General features: G+C 71.7%; 22 protein-coding genes and 2 pseudogenes. 3 read left to right on the forward strand and 21 right to left on the reverse strand.

From position 1 onward, the window contains the following. The 4 genes from ET526_RS14640 to ET526_RS14655 form a co-directional block, all read right to left on the reverse strand. Positions 1 to 455 (reverse strand): hypothetical protein (locus ET526_RS14640; RefSeq protein ID WP_135468450.1); only part of this gene is annotated, 455 nt, incomplete at its 3' end. Continuing rightward, on the reverse strand, positions 452 to 805 hold the full coding sequence (locus tag ET526_RS14645) for a hypothetical protein (RefSeq protein WP_135468451.1): 354 nt from the start codon (positions 803 to 805) through the stop codon (positions 452 to 454). The genes ET526_RS14640 and ET526_RS14645, both read right to left, overlap by 4 nt. Positions 806 to 818: 13 nt before the next feature. Then, positions 819 to 2,717 carry a phage terminase large subunit family protein gene (locus tag ET526_RS14650; protein ID WP_135468452.1) on the reverse strand — a complete coding sequence of 633 codons (1,899 nt, stop codon included), beginning with the start codon at positions 2,715 to 2,717 and terminating at the stop codon, positions 819 to 821. Positions 2,718 to 2,742: 25 nt separating this feature from the next. Further along, on the reverse strand, positions 2,743 to 3,255 hold the full coding sequence (locus ET526_RS14655; RefSeq protein WP_135468453.1) for a hypothetical protein: 513 nt from the start codon (positions 3,253 to 3,255) through the stop codon (positions 2,743 to 2,745). A gap of 167 nt (positions 3,256 to 3,422) precedes the next feature. On the opposite strand from ET526_RS14655, the gene ET526_RS14660 reads away from it, so the two are divergent. Then, a complete protein-coding gene (locus tag ET526_RS14660) occupies positions 3,423 to 3,680 on the forward strand; it encodes a hypothetical protein (RefSeq protein ID WP_099096616.1) in 258 nt (85 codons plus the stop codon). A gap of 16 nt (positions 3,681 to 3,696) precedes the next feature. On the opposite strand, the gene ET526_RS22105 is transcribed toward ET526_RS14660, so the two are convergent. The 17 genes and pseudogenes from ET526_RS22105 to ET526_RS14750 form a co-directional block, all read right to left on the reverse strand. Beyond that, complete coding sequence (locus ET526_RS22105; RefSeq protein WP_240048408.1) at positions 3,697 to 4,530, reverse strand: DUF3489 domain-containing protein; 834 nt, start codon at positions 4,528 to 4,530, stop codon at positions 3,697 to 3,699. Between the two features lie 97 nt (positions 4,531 to 4,627). Next, the gene (locus ET526_RS14670) at positions 4,628 to 4,852 is read right to left on the reverse strand and encodes a hypothetical protein (protein ID WP_176559886.1); all 225 of its coding nucleotides are present in this window, start codon (positions 4,850 to 4,852) and stop codon (positions 4,628 to 4,630) included. Positions 4,853 to 4,940: 88 nt separating this feature from the next. Continuing rightward, positions 4,941 to 6,209 carry a site-specific DNA-methyltransferase gene (locus ET526_RS14675; protein ID WP_135468454.1) on the reverse strand — a complete coding sequence of 423 codons (1,269 nt, stop codon included), beginning with the start codon at positions 6,207 to 6,209 and terminating at the stop codon, positions 4,941 to 4,943. After that, positions 6,199 to 7,671: a site-specific DNA-methyltransferase gene (locus ET526_RS14680; protein ID WP_135468455.1), complete on the reverse strand. Its 1,473-nt coding sequence runs from the start codon at positions 7,669 to 7,671 to the stop codon at positions 6,199 to 6,201. The genes ET526_RS14675 and ET526_RS14680 overlap by 11 nt, the downstream gene beginning before the upstream one ends. Before the next feature lie 367 nt (positions 7,672 to 8,038). Further along, positions 8,039 to 8,590 (reverse strand): hypothetical protein, encoded by a 552-nt coding sequence (locus ET526_RS14685; RefSeq protein WP_135468456.1) that lies wholly within the window; start codon positions 8,588 to 8,590, stop codon positions 8,039 to 8,041. Next, a complete protein-coding gene (locus ET526_RS14690) occupies positions 8,580 to 8,807 on the reverse strand; it encodes a hypothetical protein (RefSeq protein ID WP_192898699.1) in 228 nt (75 codons plus the stop codon). Before ET526_RS14690 ends, ET526_RS14685 begins: the two co-directional genes overlap by 11 nt. After that, a complete protein-coding gene (locus tag ET526_RS14695) occupies positions 8,804 to 9,304 on the reverse strand; it encodes a hypothetical protein (RefSeq protein ID WP_051213136.1) in 501 nt (166 codons plus the stop codon). Before ET526_RS14695 ends, ET526_RS14690 begins: the two co-directional genes overlap by 4 nt. A gap of 78 nt (positions 9,305 to 9,382) precedes the next feature. Then, positions 9,383 to 11,803 carry a phage/plasmid primase, P4 family gene (locus ET526_RS14700; protein WP_204623647.1) on the reverse strand — a complete coding sequence of 807 codons (2,421 nt, stop codon included), beginning with the start codon at positions 11,801 to 11,803 and terminating at the stop codon, positions 9,383 to 9,385. Then, entirely contained in the window at positions 11,764 to 12,525 is a 762-nt protein-coding gene (locus ET526_RS14705; protein WP_135468457.1) for a hypothetical protein, read from the reverse strand. Before ET526_RS14705 ends, ET526_RS14700 begins: the two co-directional genes overlap by 40 nt. Next, the gene (locus tag ET526_RS21745) at positions 12,525 to 12,899 is read right to left on the reverse strand and encodes a DUF6511 domain-containing protein (protein WP_204623648.1); all 375 of its coding nucleotides are present in this window, start codon (positions 12,897 to 12,899) and stop codon (positions 12,525 to 12,527) included. Before ET526_RS21745 ends, ET526_RS14705 begins: the two co-directional genes overlap by 1 nt. 15 nt (positions 12,900 to 12,914) lie before the next feature. Continuing rightward, the gene (locus tag ET526_RS14715; protein ID WP_456305116.1) at positions 12,915 to 14,336 is read right to left on the reverse strand and encodes a DEAD/DEAH box helicase; all 1,422 of its coding nucleotides are present in this window, start codon (positions 14,334 to 14,336) and stop codon (positions 12,915 to 12,917) included. Positions 14,337 to 14,484: 148 nt separating this feature from the next. Then, a pseudogene (locus ET526_RS22640) lies at positions 14,485 to 14,865 on the reverse strand (DEAD/DEAH box helicase); the annotation flags it as partial. Positions 14,866 to 15,839: 974 nt separating this feature from the next. Beyond that, a complete protein-coding gene (locus ET526_RS14730; RefSeq protein ID WP_135468483.1) occupies positions 15,840 to 16,787 on the reverse strand; it encodes an ATP-binding protein in 948 nt (315 codons plus the stop codon). Between the two features lie 59 nt (positions 16,788 to 16,846). After that, positions 16,847 to 17,149: a hypothetical protein gene (locus tag ET526_RS14735; protein WP_135468460.1), complete on the reverse strand. Its 303-nt coding sequence runs from the start codon at positions 17,147 to 17,149 to the stop codon at positions 16,847 to 16,849. 147 nt (positions 17,150 to 17,296) lie between these two features. Then, positions 17,297 to 17,509, reverse strand: a complete 213-nt coding sequence (locus tag ET526_RS14740) for a helix-turn-helix transcriptional regulator (protein ID WP_135468461.1) — start codon at positions 17,507 to 17,509, stop codon at positions 17,297 to 17,299. Positions 17,510 to 17,683: 174 nt separating this feature from the next. Further along, positions 17,684 to 19,576, reverse strand: coding sequence for a 7-cyano-7-deazaguanine synthase (locus ET526_RS14745; protein ID WP_135468462.1), 1,893 nt, complete (start codon positions 19,574 to 19,576; stop codon positions 17,684 to 17,686). After that, positions 19,573 to 20,361, reverse strand: coding sequence for a hypothetical protein (locus ET526_RS14750; protein ID WP_027285553.1), 789 nt, complete (start codon positions 20,359 to 20,361; stop codon positions 19,573 to 19,575). Before ET526_RS14750 ends, ET526_RS14745 begins: the two co-directional genes overlap by 4 nt. Before the next feature lie 518 nt (positions 20,362 to 20,879). Here ET526_RS14750 and ET526_RS14755 point away from each other — a divergent pair. Together ET526_RS14755 and ET526_RS22545 are read left to right on the forward strand one after the other, a co-directional pair. Then, the gene (locus ET526_RS14755) at positions 20,880 to 21,389 is read left to right on the forward strand and encodes a DUF2924 domain-containing protein (RefSeq protein ID WP_135468463.1); all 510 of its coding nucleotides are present in this window, start codon (positions 20,880 to 20,882) and stop codon (positions 21,387 to 21,389) included. A gap of 17 nt (positions 21,390 to 21,406) precedes the next feature. Beyond that, a pseudogene (locus ET526_RS22545) lies at positions 21,407 to 22,069 on the forward strand (recombinase family protein); the annotation flags it as partial. Positions 22,070 to 22,131: the final 62 nt, after the last annotated feature.

The following is a 22,131-nucleotide window of genomic DNA, read 5'->3' on the forward strand; positions in this document are numbered from 1 at the left end:
TCCGCCGCGGCCGAGCCGAGCAGCAGCGTGTTGCCGCCGCTGAAGGCCTGGGTGCTGGTGCCGCGCACCGAGGGCGTGCCCGAGAAGCACAGCAGCAGCCACCAGATCCCGGCCGGGATCCAGCGCGGCCGCGCGAAGGGGCAGACCGCGCCGCCGGCGGCGGCGGTGTCGGCGTCCGCCAGCGGCTCCTCGATCAGCGCGCCGGGCCGGCCGGCGCTGTTGTCGGCGGCCAATGCCATGCGCAGGACGCCCGCCGCGCCGGTGGTCACGCTGACCGCCATGGCCGCGAACAGCCCGGGCCGGGCGAGGACATAGGGCACGGCATACAGCCGGTTCGCCGTCATCGCGACGGCGCCGCCGACCGCGCGCGCATGCTGCGAGGCGTAAAAGCGCCCCGAGACGTAGGGCAGCATCGCCGGCGCGGGCGGTAGGTGGTGCTGGAACAGAGCGGTCATGCGAGGGGCCGGATGCCGAGGGTGAGGAGGCGCTCCGCCGCCTGGTCCACCGGCGCGGCGGCGAGGCCGGAGCGCAGCCGGAGCCAGCGCCAGCCGAGCAGCAGGGTCGGCGGCAGGGTGAGCGCGCGGCCGGCGGCGACCGTCAGCACCACCTCGTTGCCGAGGTGGTCGTGGAGGTCGGCCCAGCCGGCGGGCTCCCCCTCGTCGAGCGAGCCCTGCAGGGTGAGCGGGGCGTCGGTCCAGGCGGCGGGCAGCAGCAGCAGGCAGACGCCGTAGCCGACGCTGGCGACGGGTCCGCTCAGCGCCTGGCCGGCGGCGATGCTGGTGCGCACCGGGACGATGGCGGCCATGTCTTTCTCCAGGTCAGCGCAGCCAGCCGCTGCGCGGCGCGAGCCAGCCACGCGGGCGATGAGTGTCGGTCGCGACCGGTGGCGGTGATGGGGGAGCGACATTCCCGCCGGTGGGAAGCTCGCTCGGTTGGAGTGGGGCGTTGGCGACCTGCTCGCGCAGCTGCGCCCAAAAACGCTCGCCGTAGCGGTCGGCGCCGAGCAGCCAGAGCGCGGCACGCGCCAGTACGGCGCAGTCCAGCGCTTCATTCCTCTCGCGCAGCTTCGCCCATTCCTGCCGGGCGAAGCCGCGGCGGTCCTTCACCGTGCGCAGCTGCTCGGCGACCAGCTGCTTCACCCACTCGGCCTCGATGCCCTGCGGCAGATGCACCCAGCCGGGCGGGAACTCCTCTGCGTCGCCGCGGCCGAGCCAGAGCCGGCGGTAGAGGTCGGCCTTCCAGGTCGAGACCGACACCGTCCACAGCTTGAGGCCGCGGCGGAGCTTGCGGCCATCGACCAGCGCATCGACCGGTGTCGGACCCTGCACCGGCTGCGCCCGGTTCCAGCCCTCGACGCCCTTGGTCGGCGCGATGCGCGGGTCCCGCAGCCGGCGGAGATGGCCGTAGACGGCGGCGGTGTCGCGCCCGCCGGTGTCGACGCAGGCCTTGGCTATGCGGATGGTGCCGCCGCCTTCGCGCGGCCAGTCCCTGGCGAGCAGCTTCGCCAGCGCATCCCACGGCTCCCGCTCGCGCGGGCTGCCGGGGATGACCAGGTGGTCCACCAGCCAGGAGGAGAACCCCTCCGCCCAGCCCCAGACGTCGCACTCGAGCCGGTCGTCCTGCACGTCCACGCCCGCCGTCAGCACCAGCGCGCCTGGCGGGACGATGCCCATCCGGAAGTCCTCGCGCCGCTCGACCAAGCGCTCCCAGTCCGGCGCCTCGCCCTGCTCCTGCCAGGTCTCGCCCAGCACGGTGTTCCGGAAGGTCTTCAGGTCCTCGGGCTTCCCTTGCGCCGCCTCCCAGTCGCGGGCGATCTGCTCCCAGGAGAGCCAGCCCACCGGCGAGTAGAGTGCGGAGATGTGGAAGCCGACCGTGTGCGGGTCCTGCGCTTCCGCCGTGGGGCGCCACTCGCCGCCGGCCAGCATCGCGGTCTTGTGGTGCTCCTCGATCCCTTCGTCGCAGGCTTCGCAGTGGTAGCGCACCGAGCGCGGGTCGCCCTTGTCCCAGATCAGGCGCTCGAACTTCAGCCACTGCCTCTCGCCGCAGTGCGGGCACGGCACGAAGTAGCGCCGCTGGTCGGAGGCGGCGTATTCCCGCTCGATCCGGCTGCGCCCGGCGATGGTCGGCGTCGAGACCAGGAAGGCCTTGCGCCGCCAGCCGAAGGTCCGGGCCCGCGCCTCGGCGAGCGCGATCGGGTCACCTTCGCCCTCGACGTCGCCGGGATAGGCGTCCACCTCGTCGAGGAACAGGAACCGCGCCGTCATAGAGCGCAGGCCGACCGCGCTGTTGGCGCCGGTCAGCACCAGGATGCCGCCGGGGAATTCCTTCGACAGCAGCGTATTGCCGCTGTCCCGCGCCCGGGCCGGCGCCACCCGCTCCTTGAGGGCCGGCGTTTCCTCCAGCAAAGGGTCGATGCGCTGGCGCGAAAAGCGCTTCGCCAGTTCCACGGTCGGCTGCACCGCCAGCACCGGGGCCGGCACATGGTGCAGGATGTAGCCGAGCCAACAGTTGCCGCTCTCGGTGGCGCCGACCTGGGCGCCCTTCATGAACACCACGCGCCGGGCGGGGTGCACCGCCGAGAGCGCGTCCATCACCTCGCGCAGGTACGGGGTCCGGCTGGTGCGCCAAGGGCCGGGTTCCGAGGAGGCACGGCTGCCGAGGATGCGGTGCCGTTCCGCCCATTCCGAGACCCTGAGCTGCGGCGGCGGACGGAGCATGGAGCCCGCCCGGCGCCGGACATGGTCACGGGTCCTGGGCCCGATCTCCGAGGCCTGGGGGATCGAAGCGATCGGCCGCCTCCGAAAGCAGGTCGGTGATGTGCCCCTGCAGGACCGTCTGCAGCAGGTGCGGGTCGACGCCGAGCTCGGCGGCAATCAGCCCGGAGACGCGGGCCGGCCAGTTCAGCAGCGCGTCGCGCATCGCCCCCGCGATCTCGTCGATCGTGGCGTTGGCCTCGGCGACGTCGAGCAGCCGGCGCTTGTTCTCATCCAGGGCAAGCCGCTGCGCCTCGACCTTGAGGGCGAGCTGCGCGACCTTCAGTCGGGCATAGGGCGTGCCCTCGGCACCCGAACCGCCAGCGAGCGGGGAGCGGTGCGGATCCGCGGTCTCCACCAGGCGGCGGCGGGTCTTGTCGATATCCCACTGGCCATCCGGCTCGCGGACGATGCGGCCGCTGCCCTCGGCCTTGCGCAGCGCCGTCTCGCTGATGCCGATGCGGCGGGCCGCCTCGCGGTTCGATGGGGTCATCTCGGGCATGGCGGCGACCTCCCGCCGCGCGCGACGATGATGCAGGCCTCGTCAGGTTGGATTGACGGCGCGCCGGGAGGATCGCCGGCGCATGTGATCGCGCGGCACCGCGCATTCTGCGTGCGCCTCACGGGGCACGCAGCGCATCATCGCCGCGACATCAGCGGAGAAGCGGGATGTCGCCGAAGGATCCCGAGAAGATGGTGATGGCGACCGCTTACGCGATGGCCATGGCGGACGGTGGCGTTGGCACGCCGCGGGTGGTTCGGCTCTACGTGGATGACGCGCGGAAGGTGCTGGTCGATGTACTGAAAGCGGCGAAGCGCCAGCAATGGGAGCTGTCGGAGATGCTGCTGGCGCTCGATCCGCCGAAGCCCAAACCGAAGCCCTGGGAGAAGTATCAGGGCCCGCTGCCGTCGCGCCGCGAGCCCTGAGCCGTTCTGCGGGGCGTCACCCGGCGATGTGGTACACCGTGTAGGAGCCGCGGGCCCCCTCCTTGTTCGGCCCGACCTGGCGCACCCGCTCCAGCACCTCGACCGCGATCCCCTGGCGCTTCTTCAGCCCGGCGAAGAAGCCGCGGACCGTGTGCGGCGCCCAGCCGGTCGCCTCGGCGATCTGCGCCACCGTCGCGCCCTCGGGCCGACGCAGCATGGCCAGCACCTGCTCCTGCTTCGTGCCCTCGCGCGGCTTGCGCGGCGCTCCGGGCTCGCGCGGCATGCGTGCCGGCTTGCCGGCCAGGGCGGCGCGGAGACGCGCCATCGGGCCTTCGAGGGCGCCGATCATGTCGGTGTCGCGGTTGGTCGCGTCCTCCCAGGCGGTGAGCACCGCCGCGGCGGCATCGCGCAGGCTGCCCCGCGGCGCGGGGCCTGGCGCCGCGAGGGCCTGGTCGAGCAGGGCAAGGTCCTCCGCGCGGGTGGCGTCGTCCGGCGCCGCAGGCGCGGCCTGGGTGGGTTCGGTGGCGCCGGCGGGGTTGGCCTGCGGTGGCGCCTCCGGTGCGCCCGTCGGTGCCGCGTCCGGGGCCGGTGCGGCGCCCTGCGGGTCGATGCCGATGGCGCGCAGTCCCTCGTCCGTGATCTTCAGCAAGACGCTGCCGCCATCCACCATCCAGAGGGCCTGCGCATCGTAGGCGGGGCGGTGCACCGCGATCATCAGGTCGTTCTTCAGCAGCGCCTTCGCCACCGCCTGCCGCGCCGCGGCCGGCAGGCGCTCGGGCGGGTAGGCCAGGTGCTCGGGGTGCCGCGCGGCGGCGGCCAGGATCGCCATCTGCGTCTCGGTGAGCTTCATCCTCGGGGTCCTCGGTCCGGCACCCGACCAGCCGGGTGCTACCGCCCCGAGCCCCGCCGGGCGCCACCCGGTCGGGGCCATGCGGGTGGCGACCGCATCAGCCGGCGTATTCGCCGCGCTTGAAGTGCTGGTCCGCGATGTCCTTCAGCTTCGCGGCGGCGTCCGCGAGCCAGGCGGTCTCGCCCCAGAGCACCGCCTCGGGATCGGCGCCGAAGTGATCCGCGCTGGCCTGCTGCAACTCCGCGAGCAGCGCATCGAACTCGGCCTTCTTGGCCAGGAAGGCCTCGAGGCTCCGCTGCTGGTTGGCTTCGCGCTTGGTCATCGGGCTCTCCGTCCTGCTCATCGCGTGACGGACCATTCGCGCTGCGGCGCGCCCGAGCCAAGCAACATGCAGCGTCAGATGATTGCTCTTATTGGGCTTTCTCGGTCATCCCAGCTTCGCCGACGCCGCGGGCCGCGGCGATGTCGCCGAAGGTGCGGTCCTCGCCGTCCAGGACGGCGGCCTCCCCGGTGGCCTCCTGCCAGCGCCGGACGATGACGTCGGCGTAGGCGGGATCGAGCTCGAGCAGCACGGCGCGCCGCCCGGTGCGCTCCGCCGCGATCATGGTCGTCCCGGAGCCGCCGAAGGGATCGAGCACGGTGTCGCGCTGCTTGCTGCTGTTGCGGATCGCGCGCTCCACCAGCGCCACCGGCTTCATGGTGGGGTGCAGGTCGTTCCGCGCCGGCTTGTCGAAGTGCCAGACGTTGCCCTGGTCGCGGGCGCCGCACCAGTAGTGCTGGGCGCCTGCCTTCCAGCCGTAGAGCATCGCCTCGAACTGCTGGTGGTAGTCGGCGCGGCCGAGCGCGAAGGTGTTCTTCGCCCAGATGATGGTGCTCGACCACTTCCCACCGGCCTCCTGCCAGGCGCGATGCAGCGTCGGCCACTCGGACGAGGACATGCAGACGTAGCAGGCGCCCTTCGTCACCGAGAGCAGGTTCGCCAGCGCCGGGCGAAGGAAGTCGAGGAAGCCAGAGCCCAGCGCGTCGTTGGCGATGGTCATCCTGGCCGCTGTGCCGCCCCGGTAGGCGACGTTGTAGGGCGGGTCCGTGAAGGCCATGTCGGCGAGGCGATCGGCACCGAGCGCCCGCTGCACGTCATCTAACCTGGTCGCGTCGCCGCAGAGCAGGCGGTGCTCGCCGCAGCGCCAGAGGTCGCCCGCGCGGGTGACCGGGACGGCGGGCGGCGGCGGGGCGTCGTCGGCGCCGTCTTCGCCGAGCCCGGCGTCGGCCGCGGCCAGCAGCCGGTCGAGCTCCATCCCGGAGAAGCCGAGGACGTCGAGGTCGACCGCCGCCTCGTCGCGGATGCGGGCGATCTCGGCCGCCAGGAGCGCCTCGTCCCAGCCGGAGTTGAGCGCGATCTGGTTGTCCGCCAGCCGCAGGGCCCGGGCTTGCGCCTCGGTCAGGTGGGCAAGGCGGATCGCCGGCACCGCCGCCATGCCGAGGCGCTTGGCCGCCATGACCCGGCCGTGGCCGGCGACCAGCACGCCGGCGGCGTCGACCAGCACCGGGTTCACGAAGCCGAATTCGGCGATCGAGGCGGCGATCTGCGCCACCTGCGCCTCGGAGTGGGTGCGGGCGTTCTCGGCGTAGGGGACGAGCGCTACCACTGCCACGGTGGTGACCTGAAGCTCAGGCTGCATCGGCGGCCTCCGCCGGGACCCGTGCCGCGGCGACGGCGTCATAGTCCCGCCCGTCCTCCGCCAGGGTGACCGGCAGGTCGGGGTGCAGCAGGCGCCAGCGGGCGATCGCGAGGTCGACATAGGCCGGGGCGAGCTCGATGGCCCGCACCCGCCGCCCGGTGCGCTGGCCGGCGAGGAGCGTGGTGCCGGAGCCGGCGAAGGGCTCGAACACCGCCTCGCCCTCGTCCGTGTAGGCCCGCATCAGGAACTCCGGCAGCGCGACCGGGAACACCGCCGGGTGCTCGGTCTCGATGCCGCGGCCCTTGTGGCGGGTGATCCGCAGCACGCTGTCCGGGATCCGGCTCTCCTGCACCGGCAGGCCGATGTGGGTGTAGGCCTTCACCTCGCCGTCGGCGGCGCGCAGCCCGCTGCCCTTGTTCGGGGTGCCGGCCCACTTGCAGGGCACGATCTTGTTCGGCTGGCGCGCCTCGCGGTTGAGGTGGAACACCAGCTCGAAGGCCGGCGCGAGGCGGCCGTTCCAGTCCCCGGGCAGGCCGGGACCCTGGTCCCAGGCGTAGAGGCCGAAGCGGCGCCAGCCCTGCGCTCGCATCCAGTCCAGCCAGCCGGACCAGTAGGGCTGCCATTCCCCCTCGCGGTGGATCAGGCCGAGGTTCACCAGCGCCTGGCCGTCGTCCCGCAGGATCAGCGGCAGATGCTGGAACACGCCCCGCATCAGTGCATCCCAGTCCGACACGCCGCCGGTCGTGTAGTCGCGCTGGTTGCCGTAGGGCGGGCTGGTGAACAGCAGCGCGGCCCGGTCCTCGCCCATGACGCGGGCGACGGTGGCAGCGTCGGTGCTGTCGCCACAGAGCAGCCGGTGCCCGCCAAGCAGCCAGAGGTCGCCGGGGCGGGTGACGGCCTGACGCGGCGGCACAGGTTGGGCATCGGCGGGGTCCTCCGCCGGCGCCTCGTCCGTAACCGCCATGCCAGGCGCGCCACCCCCGCCGGCCTCCGGCTGATCTGCTTCCTCGGGCGCCTCGCCATCGGTGACGGCGGCCTCTGCCGCCGCGAGGATCGCGCTCAGCTCGTCGGCCGAGAAGCCGAGCGTGGCCACGTCGATCTCCGCCGCGGCCTGCACGCCCGCCAGCGCCTCGCGCAGCAGCGCCTGATCCCAGGTGGCGTTCTCCGCGATGCGGTTGTCGGCGAGCCGCAGCGCCTCCTTCTGCGCCGGCGAGAGGTGGCGCAGCACGATCACCGGCACCCGCTCGAGGCCGAGCGCCAGCGCCGCCTCGAGCCGGCCGTGGCCGGCGATCAGCACGCCGGCCTCGTCCACCAGCAGCGGGTTGGTGAAGCCGAAGGCCAGCATGCTGGTCTTGATCTGCTCGATCTGCGCCGCGCCGTGCACCCGGGCGTTGCCGGGGTGGGCGCGCAGCTCCGCCACCGGGCGCAGCAGGATCTTCGCCGCCATCCAGGGGAGCGTCATCGGGCCATCCGGGATCAGGGTGGGCGCGAACCGTGCGGGCGGCCGGCGCGAACCACACGCCGGCACGGTTCGCGGCTAAGCCATTGAGATCAGGGGCCGAAGGGTGCGAACCGCGAACCACATTTCCGGCCTGGCGCTAGCGAAGTCGCGCGCTTCCGCGTCCCGCATACGCCAGGCCCAGGAAGGACCCTGCGGCTCGCGAGCCACTGTCTCGATCGAGCGACGCTGTGGCTGGTCGGCCGCTTCGCGCTCGCGCATCTTCAAGTTGGCCGCAGGATAGGACAGACGGATTCCAGGGCGCAACGCGACATTTCCGCGCAGGCGTTCCTTTGTTTTCGCTCCGAAGCCGGGTCACGGCGTGCGGCCGTCACGCCGCCCTCGTCCGCGGCACGAGGCCGAAGTGCCCCGCCAGCACACCGAGCGTTGCGACCAGCATGCCCTGCGCCTGCGGCGGCGAGACCGGCCGCCCTCCCCAGCCCTGGCGCGTCGCCCACTCGCGCACCGACATCTCGAGGCCGAGCACGTGCCAGGCGCAGGAGCCGGCGGCGCTGTCGTGACCGCCCAGCGCGTCGAGCGCCTCGGCCACGCGCCGTCGCGCGTCCATGGCGCGCTCGGACAGCGCGTCGGCGGTCCGGCCTGGCAGGCGCAGCAGGGAGGCGCGCACCATGCCGTCCAGCGCGGCGCGCCGGAACAGCACCCGGAAGCAGCCGCCCGCATCGTGCATCTCCTGGGTGATGGTGCCGTTGGCGAGCATCAGGCCAAGGGTGTCGATGGCGCGGCGATGGAGGACGGGCGCGCCGGTCTCCGGATCGGCCTCGCGGACGGGCTCGCTGAAGCCGCCATGCTGCAGGCGCCACCGGCTCGGCAGGGCGAGGCTCTCCTCCCGGGTGCGGGCCTTCTTCTTGCGCTTACCGGCCATGGCTCGGGCCTCCTGTGCGCGGCCCCCAGCGCCGCGTCGCCTCGTTGGTCAGGGCCTGGCGGAGCCAGGGATCGGCGATGTCATCGAGGCGGAGGGCGACGACGCCCTGCTCGCGCCAGACGCGCCGGCGCATGGCCTCGAGGTCGGCCGGGTTGGCGGGGCTCGGCTCGCGGCCGAGGGGGCATCGCGGCAGCGCCGGCGCGCCGGGCAGCCTCACTGCACACCGCCCCGGGCGTCGATCGCCCACAGCAGCAGGGCGAGGGCATCCGCCTCATTGTCGTCCGCCGGCGCGAAGCCGCGCGCCCGCATGGCGGCGATCACCGCCTCCTTCGGTGCATTGCCCTTGCCGGTCGCGAAGCGCTTGATCGTGCCGACCGGGACGCCCTGGTAGGGGACGCCGGCGCCTTCGCACCAGGCGGTCAGGTGCGCGAGGAAGCCGCCATAGACATGGGCGGCGGTGGTGCCGGCGTGCCGCCGCACCTCCTCGAAGACGACGCTGCCGAGCGGGCCGGCGCTCGAGCCCATGCTGTCCAGCCAGCGGCGGAAGCGCAGCCAGCCCATGCCGCCGCCCTCGAAGCGGCCGGGCCGAAAGGCGGCGGTGCCGGAGGCGATGCTGCCATCCGGCAGCCGCAGCGCCCAGCCGAGAGAGCTGCCGAGGTCGAGGGCGAGCAGGCTTCCGTGACGCATGGTGACGATTGCGGCGGGTTTTTCCATTGACTGCTCACGCGCGCGCGCGCACGCGAGGGCATCAATAGGGGAGTGACGCGTCAATCCGTCACAATCGGTCATCGCTCAGAACTCCATCTCGATTTCGGAATGGGTTGTGTTCGCGCGCAGGCGCAGGCCGATGAAGCAGCGCTGCGCGCTGGTGCGGTGGGGCGAAAACCCGCGCGCGCTCAGCGTCTGCGAGAAGCGCTTGATCGAGCCGACGAATTCGCCGCTGGCTTCGGCCCAGGCCTTCCACGACGCGTAGAGGGCCGCAGTCGCCTCGCTGTGCTGGCTGCCGCGCTCGCAGCACTCCTCGATCCACCGCCCCAGCGCGTCCTCGGCCTCGAAGTACTCGTCGGTGGCGGCGAGCACGGTGGCGGGCGGGCGGAGCCCGATCCGCTGCCATTCGAGGCAGCCCTGCAGCGCCCAGGCGAGGATGCCGTCGCGCTCGGCCAGCAGGCGCTCGGGCAGCCGCTTGTCGCGCCGGGCGGGCGGGATGGTGACCGTGAACGGCACCATGTGCAGCCGCCGCCGCATCGCCTCGTCGACATTGCGGATCGCTGGCTTGTGGTTGCCCGCGACCAGCAGCTTGAACTGCGGGGTGAACTCGAAGAAGTCCTGCCGCATGAAGCGCGCGGTGATGCGGTCGCCCCCCGTAAGCGCCTTGAGCTTGCTCTCGGCCCAGCGGCTGCCCTGCTCGGTCTCGATCGAGGTGACGATGCGGGCGCCGCGCAGCCCGGCCATGTCGGTCGGATGGCGTTCGCCGCTGGTCGCCATGAACATGTCCATGGGCGCGACGGTGGCGTAGTCGCTGAGGAGGGCGGTGAGCGTGTTGAGGAACACCGACTTGCCGTTGGCGCCGGTGCCGTAGAGGAAGAACAGCGCATGCTCGGTGGTGACGCCGGTGAGCGCGTAACCGACCACCCGACGGAGATAGGCCTGCAATTCGGCGTCGCCGCCCGTGACCTGGGCGAGGAAGGCGAGCCAAGCCGGGCAGTCGCCCCGGGGCGCGGCGGTGGTGATCTTGGTCATGCAGAGGGCGCGGTCGTGCGGGGCGAGCGCGCCGCTGCGCAGATCCACGACGCCGGCCGGGGTGTTCAGCAGCCAGGGATCGCGGTCCCAGACCTCGGCGGTGGTGGCGTGGCGCCGATCGGCGCGCGCCAGGCGCTCGACGGCGGCGACGGTTGCGGCCTGGGAGAGCTTCGTGCGGACCCTGGCGTTGTTGGCGCGGTTGGCCGCGGCGCGGCAGACGTGGCGGGCGAGGTCGAAGGCGCGCAGCGTGCCCTCGCGCTCCCAGCGCGTTCCGGTCCAGGTGAGCCAGGCGCCCCAGACCGCGACATGCCGCCAGTCCTCGCCATGCTGCGCGCTGAACGCGGCGGCGAGGGCGTCCTCGGTGAAGCCGACCGGCAGCGGGCCATCGTCGCCCGGCCCATCGCCCTCGGCTACGGCCTGGTCGGGCTCGCCTGCACCTGTGCCGGGGTGACTGGCCTCGGCGCGGCGCCACAGCCGCTCCGCCTCCTGGCGCAGCCGGTCCTCGGGCCAGGGCGGGCTGATCCGTGCGGCGTTGTAGTCCTGGATCTCCTGCCAAGCCTGGGCCGCGGTGACGAAGCCGTCCTGGCAGCGGCGGATCCAGTAGCCGATGATGCGGGAGAGCGCCTCGAAGCGGGTGAGGCCATCGGCGCCGCCCTCGCGCACCACCTGGGCGAAGAGCTCGGTCACCTCGCCGCGGCCGGCGCCGTTGAAGTCGAGCGGGTCCTCCGCCGGGTCCGGCGCCACCTCGCTGCCCACCCCCGCCAGGGGCGGCATGGCGAGCACCGCCTCGGCGAACTCCGTGAGGTCGCGGTCCGCGCCGCCCGAGGAGAGGATGGCGACCAGCCTCGGCTGCCCGCCCTTGGCATGGACAGACCCGGCGACGCGGATCGGCTGGTGCGCCGAGCGGAAGGCCGGATCGCCGCCGACCTTCACCGCGATCGCGTGCCGCAGCCGGCACACCGTGGCCAGGTCCTCGCCGGTGGCCGGCTCGGTGAGCCGCCAGTAGAGGTGGAGCTTCGCCTGGCCCTCCGGCGTGACGCCGCCGGAGGCGACCTCGAGGCTGGGCGGGCCGAGGTGCCGGACCAGATGCGCCCGCTTCGCGGCGATGTCGCCGCCGTCGAGATCGACCAGCACCACCTGCATCTGCACGATGTGCTCGGCGCTGGCCTGGCCGGGTGCGACGACCGTGCCAGGGATGACGTAGAGCGCCATGCCCGCCTCGGCGGCCCAGCGCGCCTGCACGGCGAGCTTCGCCGGCAGCTCGCCATCGGCGGGCAGGAAGGGCGTGTGCGGCGCGCGGTCGGGCCCGCCCTTCTCGGCCAGCGCCCGGACCGCGACCCAGCCCTCGCACCAGCCGAAGACCATCTCGGCATAGGCCGCGACCATGGCGGGATCGGGGGCGACCGGCATCGGCGGGTTCACCTCGGCGGCGCTCATGACCAGCACCGCGTGCGCCAGGGGCAGCGCGCACATTCGGGGTGATCGGGCTCGGCGGCGATGCGCGGCAGCCACTCGCCGGCGTCGCAGGCCTGCAGGACGCGCACCGCCTTGTCGCTGGTGGCCTGGGCCAGCGCGCCGTCGAAGGGCACCAGCTCGTGGTGCAGCTCGGCGGTGTCCTTGTTCACCGCGGTGAACAGGGCCGGCGCCTCGGTCAGGCCCATGTACGCCTGGTAGAGCGCGACCTGCGCCGCGTAGATCGGCTTGGCCGCGGCGACGCCGCGCCGGACGATCTCCTTCCAGTTGCGGGCGTTGGCCGACTTGCATTCCCACAGCGCCGGGACGGCGACGACGCTCTGGGCGGAGGCTGGCGCTGCCACGACCACGCCGTCGATGTGGCCCTGCACGCGGCCGGCCGCGACCGAGAAGCCGAACTGCTCGCCGCTGCGGCTGCGGGTGCGCAGGTCGAAGCCGGCGCGCCGGAGCCAGCCGATCGCCAGATCCTCGAAGACATGCCCCACCGCGAAGACGCGGAGCGTCTGGCCCGAGAAGCCGGTGTCCGGGTCGCGCGGGACGTCGAGGAACTCGTACTGCAGGCGCCGCGCGCAGGGATCGCCCAGCCGCGAGCCGCCGAGATACTCGCGGCGCGCCCGCGTGCCGTTCTCCGCCACCAGCGCGGCGTCGATCAGGGCGTTGATCGCCTCCGCCGCGGTCGGCGGCTTCGGGCGATGGTTGAAGTCGAGGCTGGGCTCCGTCATCAGAACGGCACCTCCGGCGTTCCGCTGGAGGCGGATGCGCGCATCGCGTCCTGGAAGGCGCCGACCGCGACCTCCGCCAGCGTCAGCACCTGCTGCTCCGAGAGCGCGTTCAGCGCCGTGGTCCAGCCGATCTCGGCCATGACCTCGGCCATGGCCCGCATGGCGGCGCGGAGGGCAGCGCGCTCGTGTTCGGTGAGGTCAACCATGGCGGTGGACCGCCGCGCCAAGCGCACCCACCAGCCCTGGCAGGTGATGGAGCAGAAGGAGACCGAGGGCCGCGACGGCCTCGGCGATGTCGGGTCGAACCAGCCGAAGCCGCGCTCCGGCCGCCGGCAGACGGCGCAGAGCGAGCGCGGCGCGGGTGCGAGGGGCATGGTCGTGCGTCGGGGTCATGCCGCCCTCCCCATGCCGTGGGGGAAGACCGCGGCCAGGATCTGCGGCCGGTGCCAGAGGAAGTTCAGCCGGCAGTTCGCTGCGTACTTCGACAGGCCGAAGTCCAGCGCCGGATCGGCATCGCCGGCCTTGATGAGCAGCTCGCGCTGGCGGGCGGTCGCCGGGTGGTTCAGCCAGAGCCGGCTCTTGGTGGCGGCGGCGCTGGTCTCGGCCTGGCGCAGGAAGTCGTCCGCCGCGGCCAGGACCTGCGCGCGCTCGCCGACCCCGAGATGACGCAGCCGCCCCTGGCGCAGCTTGCCGACGGCGTGCCAGTGCTCCCCGTCGAAGAACACCCCGGCCCAGGCGTCGAAGCCGCAGGCGATCATCGCGTGGCCGTCGCCATGCATGTCCCACCATCGGAAGGGCGAGCGGTCCAGGAGGTCGATCTCGGTCAGCCCGAAGCGCTGCAGCGGGCGCGTCTCGCGAAGCTTTCGCTCCCAGACATGGCCGCAGAAGGGGCAGGCGATGGTGCCGAGCGGCACCTCGGCCGCGCAGTCCGGGCAGGTCTTGTAGGGCGCCTGGCCCGGCTCGGGCTCCTCCGCCTCGGCGAGGCTCCCGTCCTGCTCGATCGAACCATGCCGCTGCGCCGCGCCGGCGAAGTCGAGGACGACGCAGTCGGTCTTCACCACGCCGGGGAAGCGTTCCGGGTCCACCTTGCGCAGGCCGCGTCCGNTGCAGTCGGTCTTGATGACGCCCGGGAAGCGCTCGGGATCCACCTTGCGCAGGCCGCGTCCGATCGCCTGGATGAAGGTGCCGCGGTGGAGCATGGGGCGGAGCACGACGATGCAGCCGACCGGCTGGCTGTCGAAGCCCTCGGTCAGCACCATGCAGTTGGTGATCACCTGCACCTCGCCGCGGTCGAAGCGGGCGAGCATCGCCGCGCGTTCCTTCGCCGGCATCTCGCCGGTCACCGTCTCGGCGGTGATGCCGGCGGCGCGGAAGGCGGCGGCGACCGCCTCGGCGTGCGCGACCGTGGCGCAGAAGGCGATGGTGCGGCGGTCGCCGGCGCGCTCGCGCCAGTGCTCGACCACCGCCTCGTTCACCACCGCCCGGTTCAGCACCTTGGCGGCGGCGTCCATGTCGTAGTCGCCGGCCGTCGCGCCGACCTGGTCGAGATCCTCGCTGACGCCGACATCGATGGTGAAGGTGCGCGGCGGCACCAGGATGCCCTGGGCGATCAGCGCGGAGATCGGCAGGTGGTAGGCGATGTTCGAGAAGGTCTTGCGAAGGCTGCGCCCGTCGCCGCGCTCGGGCGTGGCAGAGAGGCCGAGCAGCTTGAGCTTCGGGTTGGCGGCGCGGGCGTCGGCGATGATGGCCTGGTAGCTGTCCGCGGCCGCGCGGTGGGCCTCGTCGATTACGAGGTGCGAGACCTGCCCCATGCGGGCGCGCCGCGCGGAGCGCGCCAGCGTCTGCACGCTCCCGAAGACGATCTGGCCGGACCAGTCGTCGCGTTCGGCCTTCACCACCGAGGCGGGGAGGCCGGCGATCCGGCCGATCGTGGCCCGGTTCTGCNNNGGCCTGGTAGCTGTCCGCGGCCGCGCGGTGGGCCTCGTCGATTACGAGGTGCGAGACCTGCCCCATGCGGGCGCGCCGCGCGGAGCGCGCCAGCGTCTGCACGCTCCCGAAGACGATCTGGCCGGACCAGTCGTCGCGTTCGGCCTTCACCACCGAGGCGGGGAGGCCGGCGATCCGGCCGATCGTGGCCCGGTTCTGCTCGATCAGCTCGTCCGTATGCTGCAGTACCAGAAAGCGGGAGCCGGGCTTTGCTGCCGCCTCCTCACAGATGAAGAATCCGGCGACGGCGGTCTTGCCGGCGCCGACCGGCAGCGCGACCAGCGTGTTGCCGTGCGCCGCCGTCTTGGCGCGGGCGGCGTCCACCGCCGCCCGCTGGTAGTCGCGCGGGATCATGGTGGGCCTCCCGCTCAGCGCGCCCAGAAGGGCGCGTTGCCCGCCGCCGCGGGCGGCTGGGCAGGCTGGGCGGCGGCCCAGGGGGGCGCGGTGCCGCCGGTCGCCGGGGCCGCCGGGCCGGGCGGCATGGGCTGCGCCGGCGCCGCCCCCATCAGACGGGCGTAGTCGGCGTGCTCGGGTCCGATCGCAGTGGCGATGACGTTGCGCCCCGGGCCGCGCNCGCCGCGGGCGGCTGGGCAGGCTGGGCGGCGGCCCAGGGGGGCGCGGTGCCGCCGGTCGCCGGGGCCGCCGGGCCGGGCGGCATGGGCTGCGCCGGCGCCGCCCCCATCAGACGGGCGTAGTCGGCATGCTCGGGTCCGATCGCAGTGGCGATGACGTTGCGCCCCGGGCCGCGCGGGTCGTCCCTGTCCTTCTCGACGCCGATGCGGGCGAGGAACTCCATCCCGTTCAGGTCGCCATAGCCGCGGATGGTGCGCGCGGCGCGGGCGCGGTCGGAGCTGTCCTTCGAGGCGATGCCGCGCGCGCTCTCCAGGATCCCGCGNGCGGTCCTTCTCGACGCCGATCCGGGCGAGGAACTCCATCCCGTTCAGGTCGCCATAGCCGCGGATGGTGCGCGCGGCGCGGGCGCGGTCGGAGCTGTCCTTTGAGGCGATGCCGCGCGCGCTCTCCAGGATCCCGCGGATCAGGGCGCGGCCGCGATTGGCGTAGGTGTCGTCGCCCTGGCCACCCTTGCCGCGCAGGCCGATGCGCGTGAAGACGCGGCGCCGCGCATGCGGCCCCTCCACGATCACCGCCTCGGTGTTGAGGTACTGCGCCTCGCTGGTGCGGCTCTGCGTCACCCAGCCCTCCGGGCCGACGCCGCCGGGCCGGATGGTGAGGCGGACCTTCGCCAGCGTGCCGGCGGGAATGGGCTCGAAGGCGTCCTGCTGCGCCTCGGCGCCGTTGAAGTCGTGCGTGAAGCTGCCGGACATGGCTCAGCCCTCCTGCGCCGTCGTGCTGGTGGTGGGGGTCGCGGGCGCCGCCGCGGGCAGTCCGACCTGCAACTGCGCCGCGGGCGGCGATGCGAGCGGACGGCGGATCTTCTCCATCAGCCGGCCGAGATGCGGCTCCTCGATCGTGGCGAGGCGGCCGCTGCGGTCCTTCGCCGGGTAGCCGAAGGGATTGAGCGTGGTGCAGACGAAGGCGCGATACGGCGCCTCCTTCTCGCGCGGGATCTCGGCGAGGGTGATCACCTCATCGACGATGCCCGGCAGCTCGAGCCCGGTCTTGCTGCCCTCGACCTGCAGCGAGAAGTAGGGCCGGTTGAAGTCGTCGAGCTGCTTGTTGAGCAGGCCAACCAGCCAGACATTCTTGTTCGGCGTGTGCTGCAGGTGGGTCAGCCAGCCGATCATTTCCTGGCCGAGCAGCCCGTAGGCGCCGCGCAGGTCGGGCTTGCCGCTGCGGTCGGAGACCGCCTGCGGCTGGCCCTTGCACCACTGCAGGCACAGGCGCGAGGCGACGGTGATGCTGTCGACGAAGATGGTGTCGTACTTCGCCAGCTGCTCGGGGCTGCCGAAGGCGGCGCAGACGCGCTCGTGGTGCGTCGCGTCATAGGGCTGGTCCGGCCGCATCGCCGGGTTCGGCCCGCCGATCCAGCAGGCGAGGTCGCGCGCCATCTCCCAGCTGCGCACGCGCACCTCGTCGCCGGGCCAGCCCTGCACGGCGAGCTCGCCGGCCTCGAGGTTGACGAACAGCGTGCGGGCCGCGTCCAGCGTCCACAGCTGCGAGNNNACCTCGTCGCCGGGCCAGCCCTGCACGGCGAGCTCGCCGGCCTCGAGGTTGACGAACAGCGTGCGGGCCGCGTCCAGCGTCCACAGCTGCGAGGTCTTGCCGATGCCGGAGATGCCGGTCAGCACGCCCTTGATGCCGCGCCGCTCGGCCATGCGCTCGTCGGCGGTGATGATGCGGAAGCCGCCCGGCGGCCGGCTGTCGAAGGGCGCGCTCACTTGCGGCGCTCCTCGAAGCGGACGGCGGCCTCCACCGCGAGATCCGCGCCGCGGGCGCCGGCGCGGCGCGCGCGGTCGTGCAGCTGCCTGAGCGCGGTGACGCGGCGGTAGATCGCGTCCGCCTCGTCGCCGAGCGCCTGGACGGCGAAGGCGACGTCGTCCACCGTCGCGTCGGTGACCGCCTTGCTGAGCGGCTGGCCGTATTCGCCGAGCTCGCCGGTGCGGACGCTGTCCGGCAGGTCGGCCAGGGCGTAGGAGGACTCGCGGAGCCGCTGCAGCGGCGTCGTGGTCTTGAACATGGGAGCTCGACTCCTTCGTCGTCGCGCTCCTGGTCCGTCGATGCAGGTGCTGCCGGGCCCCGACGCGGCGGAGCTGACCGTCCCGGTGTTCCCGCCTCGCGGCGGTGTTGCATTCCCAGGAAGACCCGGCAGGAAAGCCGGGTGCGATCAGGCGGCGTTGCGGGCGTCTGAGACGGCGGTGCTGGAGGTGCGCAGCTGCGCCGCCTCGTACGCCTCGATGTCCTCGAGGCGATAGGCCACGCGGCCGCCGATCTTGAGGAAGCGCGGCCCCTGGCCGAGCCAGCGCCAGCGCTCCAGCGTGCGCGGGCTGAGACACCAGCGGCGCGCCAACTCGGACTGGGTGAGATGCTTCGTCCCCATGGTCCACTCCATCGTCCTTCGCGGAGGCGGCGCCGACACGCGCCACCGCTCCTTGAATGCGAAGAATTTCAGGGACTTAGGGGGAAACTTATATAGACAGCGCCGATTTTTCTTGTGACATCACGGCGGCGGAAACCGGCGGAAAACCGAGATCAAGGCCCGCCAAGTGTGACGTCAGGGCGATGTGGTTGTGACATCGGGCGCTACCGTGGGGCCTCCAGGAATGGTCAAAGTCCCGATGTCGGCGAGCGAAAGCTCACGCAGCGCGGGGTTCAGCCGATAGCCGGATCGCTGGCGGTTTTCGATGAAGCTGTTCTGGTCGAGGGGCAGGCCAAGCGCGACGGCAAGCGGTTCAATGGCCTCTCTGAGCCGCCGGATCTGGGTGCGCAGGGACGGCTCGCTGATCTTGAGTCGGCCCGCGAGCACGTGGGGCGGCATGAACGGCACCTCGCGCCCGTCCTTCTTCGCGCTCCGGAAATCCGCCAGAAGCTCTTCCACGACTCGGAAGTTCGCCTCAGTCAGTGTGGTGCCGTCCCGGAACACGACCTTACGCCTCGTCTCGTCGATCGCGAACTCGAACACAGGAGCAGAGAGCCGATCGACGAAATCCTTGACCTGCTTGTCGTAGTTGTCCTGGGGCGGCGGCTCGATGCTGCTGCGCGCGAGGCAGAGGGATATGAGCGATCCTGCCGGCAGCGCGTTCCTCGCGAGATCGGCGGCATGATCCCGGATGCCCTTCTCGATGACCGCATTGACCGCTGCGGCCTGACGCTGGAAGAGGTCGTACAGGCGATCGCCCGCCTCGGTCGGCGAAAGCCCCGGGAAGTGGCCGAGCGCGGCGACGACTTCCGGGAATTCGGCCGGGAACCGCTCCCTGGTGGTGCCGGCGATCTTTCGGAAGAAGGACACGTAGCTCACCGCCATCCGGCGATCGTCGCTCGTGCTGCGATCCGCCGTCAGCAGATCGACCTTGTAGTTCGACGCAGGCTCGTGGGCGCCGAGGCCGGCAGCGAGGATGGCGAAGCGTCGGTCGATGCACTGCGAGCACTCGCCGCAATGCGGGTGCTCCCTGGTCCGGCGATACGGTCTGGTGCAGCTGTTCGTCAGTGGCAGGAGATCGACCATGCCCGCATCCTGCACGAGCCTGGCAACCTCGCTTTTCGTCAGCCACTGCAATGGATTCTCGATCGAGAAGGAGCGATCCAGGAGTAGGGAGAACAGCTCCTCGAGGCCGCGAAAAACCCGAGGATGCGTGGTGCGCGTGGCCCGACCGCCAACGACATCGCCTGCCATGGGCGGATTGATGCTGACGACGCCATTCTCATAGAAGGTGAGGCTGTCCTTGCCGGACATGCGCGCGATGACCAGGCCGAGGCACGCGAACAGGAACGACCGGCTCCGCTGCGAAAAGTCGACGGCCTGGCTGTTCTCGTTTGTCACCCAGACAGGAATGTAGGCGATTCGACGCTCGAGGCCGCGCTCCTTCAGCCTCTCGACAAGCGTCTCTTGCACGTTCCTCACCTTGGACGACGAGGAATGCCCGACCAGGCAGACCGAGCGCTTGCGCATGACGAGGTCCTGCAGCGCGCCTGCGAACGAGTCGAGGCCGCCCGAGAACATCGCAATCACGTCATGGTCGGCCGACGCGTCGACGAAATTGTCGAAGTAGAGGTCGCGGGGATAGAAGGGGTCCCTCGCCTGACGGAACTCGAAGGAGTAGCTGTCGTCGGAGAGGAAGCCGAGCGTCTCGGCGAGCAGGCGCTGCACCTCCTGCTGCTGCCAGATGGCCAGCTTACGCACCGGGATCGCGAAATGGAGGTTGCGCCGCCAGCTCTCGGCGAAGTTGGCCAGGGTGGTCCTTCCTCGGCCAACTCGCTGGTCCGCACAATAGACATAGGCGGCGATTTCAAGCAGATCGATCAACAGGTCGGGCACGTTCGCGACCATCGCGCGCGTGATGTAGTCGATGCGCAGATTGACGTTCTTGCCCTCGCCGTGCACGTTTAAAACCACAGCATTGTCCTGTGACGGCATAGCGACGCCGCACTCTATCCGGGTTCTCTTCACGGCATGCCCTTCCGCTTGCCGAGCTCGCGGCGCAACTTTTCAGACGCGTAGCTGGCGAAATTCTTAAGGTCGTCCCGCGTCAGGATTTTGCCATCGCGATATCGGTTCTTCCCCAGCCAATCCCGCGCGAAGCCGCGCATGATGAACGACGCCTCGTCGCAATGCCGGCGGATCGCGGCGTTGAAGGCGTCAAGGTCATGGAGGGATTTCGTCACGCGCTCCGGGCCGATCATGCGATGGAGGTCCCGGTCGAGATAGTAGTGGATCACGCGCTCGACCAGCCTCGCGTAGAAGCGCTGCGCCAACTCGGCGAACACGACGGTCTTTCGCAGCGAGGCCAGGTGGTCGCGCGACTTGTCGATGATGGGCTGCCAGAGGTCGGGCTGCCGCGGTTGTAGCGTTTCGGCGAGCGCACTCAGCGCGGCCTGGTGAGCGTGTTCCCCCAGGTCCGTCCCGGTGCTCGGGAAACGCCGGTGCACGCGTTCCAGGGCGTGGTCGAATGCGACAAGGACCTCCGGGATGGATTTCGGCAGAGGCGCCTTGAAGCCAAGTTCTGCGAGTTCTTCGGCGGCTGACTCGGCACCGGCCGCTTGGGGCAGCCGCGCAAGCAGCCAGAGCGCTTCGATGAAGACGGGATCCTTGGCCGCGCGCGTCAGCGCGTCCTGACCAACATCTGTCACCGCGTCCACCAAGTCGGCGGTGGGCAGCCCGCCATCGAGAAGAAACCGGACGATTTCCGGAAGCTTGCGATGGGCCGGAAGAGTCCCAAGACGCTGGTGGCCCATGATTCACCGCGCAGCGTCCAGCCGACCAGCTGGCCAACGTCTTACCCTACGCCCGGAGGCTCCCGGAAGCACCCAAGCCAGCTCCATGAACGCCGGATCGCGGCACCGGGCCGCATTGCAAGCATGGCGAACGGATGACTGTTTCGCAATCGGGAGTGGAGAAGGGGGGCGCCGGGTAGCGTGGCGAGAAGTCGCTCCGCACACCCTCCCTTGGAAGACGGCATTCGCGCGGTTTCGCGGAGATGCTTTTTTGCACGGCGGAATGCGCTAGGCGTTTGATCTGGCTACCAAAGGGACGCTTGGCTGCGTTACGCACTCCTGGCCATGCGGCTCCATCTCAACCAGTCGCTCCCACCCCATCTCCGCGAGGTCTGCGACCTCCTCGCCCGCGGCCTGCTGCGGCTGAGGAGCCGCGCTGCCGAGGAAGCCGCCCGTGAGGCCGCGGCGGCGGGAGACACTCGCCTACACTTCGTCCCCACCCAGCGCCGTCATGCGAACCCCGAGAGAAAGGGAGACGCATGACACAGACCAGACGGAAGCCGCCGGCCGCATCCCAAGCGCCCGCCCCCACCATCCCCGCCATCCCGAAGCCGGACGTGCCGGCACGCCTCGCCGCACTCTCCGGCCTGCCGATCGGCGAGCTGAAGGCCGAGTGGCGCCGCCTGTTCGGCACCGAGCCGCCGCCCTACAACCGGCGCTTCCTGGAGAGCCGTCTGGCCTACCGCATCCAGGAGCTGGCCTATGGCGGCCTCAGGCGGGAGACGCTGGAGCGCCTCGAGGCGCTGGGCGAGCAGATCGACGGCAGGAACATCACCCTCCGGCGCATCCGCCACGAGCAGCGCCCGATGGCCGGCACGCGCCTGATCCGCGAGTACCAGGACGTCGAGCACGTCGTCACCGTCACGCGCGACGGCTACGAATGGCAGGGCCGGCCCTACCGGTCGCTCTCCGCCATCGCCCGCGCCATCACCGGCACCCGGTGGAACGGCTGGGTGTTCTTCGGCATCCGGCCGCGGAGGGGCGCATGAGCCGCCGCGACGACGCCATGCCGGCGAAGGTCCGCAAGCTCCGCTGCGCCGTCTACACCCGGAAGTCCTCCGAGGAGGGGCTGGAGCAGGCGTTCAACTCCCTCGACGCCCAGCGCGAGGCCTGCGAGGCCTTCATCGCCTCGCAGCGGTCCGAGGGCTGGGTGCTGGTGCACGACCGCTACGATGACGGCGGCGTCTCGGGCGGCACCCTCGATCGCCCCGCGCTGCAGCGCCTGCTCGCCGACATCGAGGCCGGGCTGGTCGATGTGGTGGTGGTCTACAAGATCGACCGCCTGTCCCGCTCGCTGATCGACTTCGCCAGGCTGGTGCAGACCTTCGACGCGCACGAGGTCACCTTCGTCTCGGTGACGCAGTCCTTCAACACCACGACCAGCATGGGGCGCCTCACGCTGAACATCCTGCTCAGCTTCGCGCAGTTCGAGCGCGAGGTGATCGGCGAGCGGGTGCGCGACAAGATCGCCGCCTCCCGCGCGCGGGGGATGTGGATGGGCGGGCCGGTGCCGCTCGGCTACCGGGTCGAGAACCGCAAGCTGGTGGTGGACGAGGCCGGCGCCGCGACGGTCCGCCGCGTGTTCGAGAGGTTCGCCGAGCTGGGCTCCGCCACCCGGCTGCTGCCGGTCCTGCGGGCGGAGGGCCTCGTCACCAGGACCGGACGGCCCTTCGACAAGGGGGCGGTCTACAAGCTGCTGGTGAACCGGACCTATCTCGGCGAGGCGGTGCA

This window comes from Crenalkalicoccus roseus, from assembly GCF_004761865.1.
GTDB lineage: Bacteria > Pseudomonadota > Alphaproteobacteria > Acetobacterales > Acetobacteraceae > Crenalkalicoccus > Crenalkalicoccus roseus.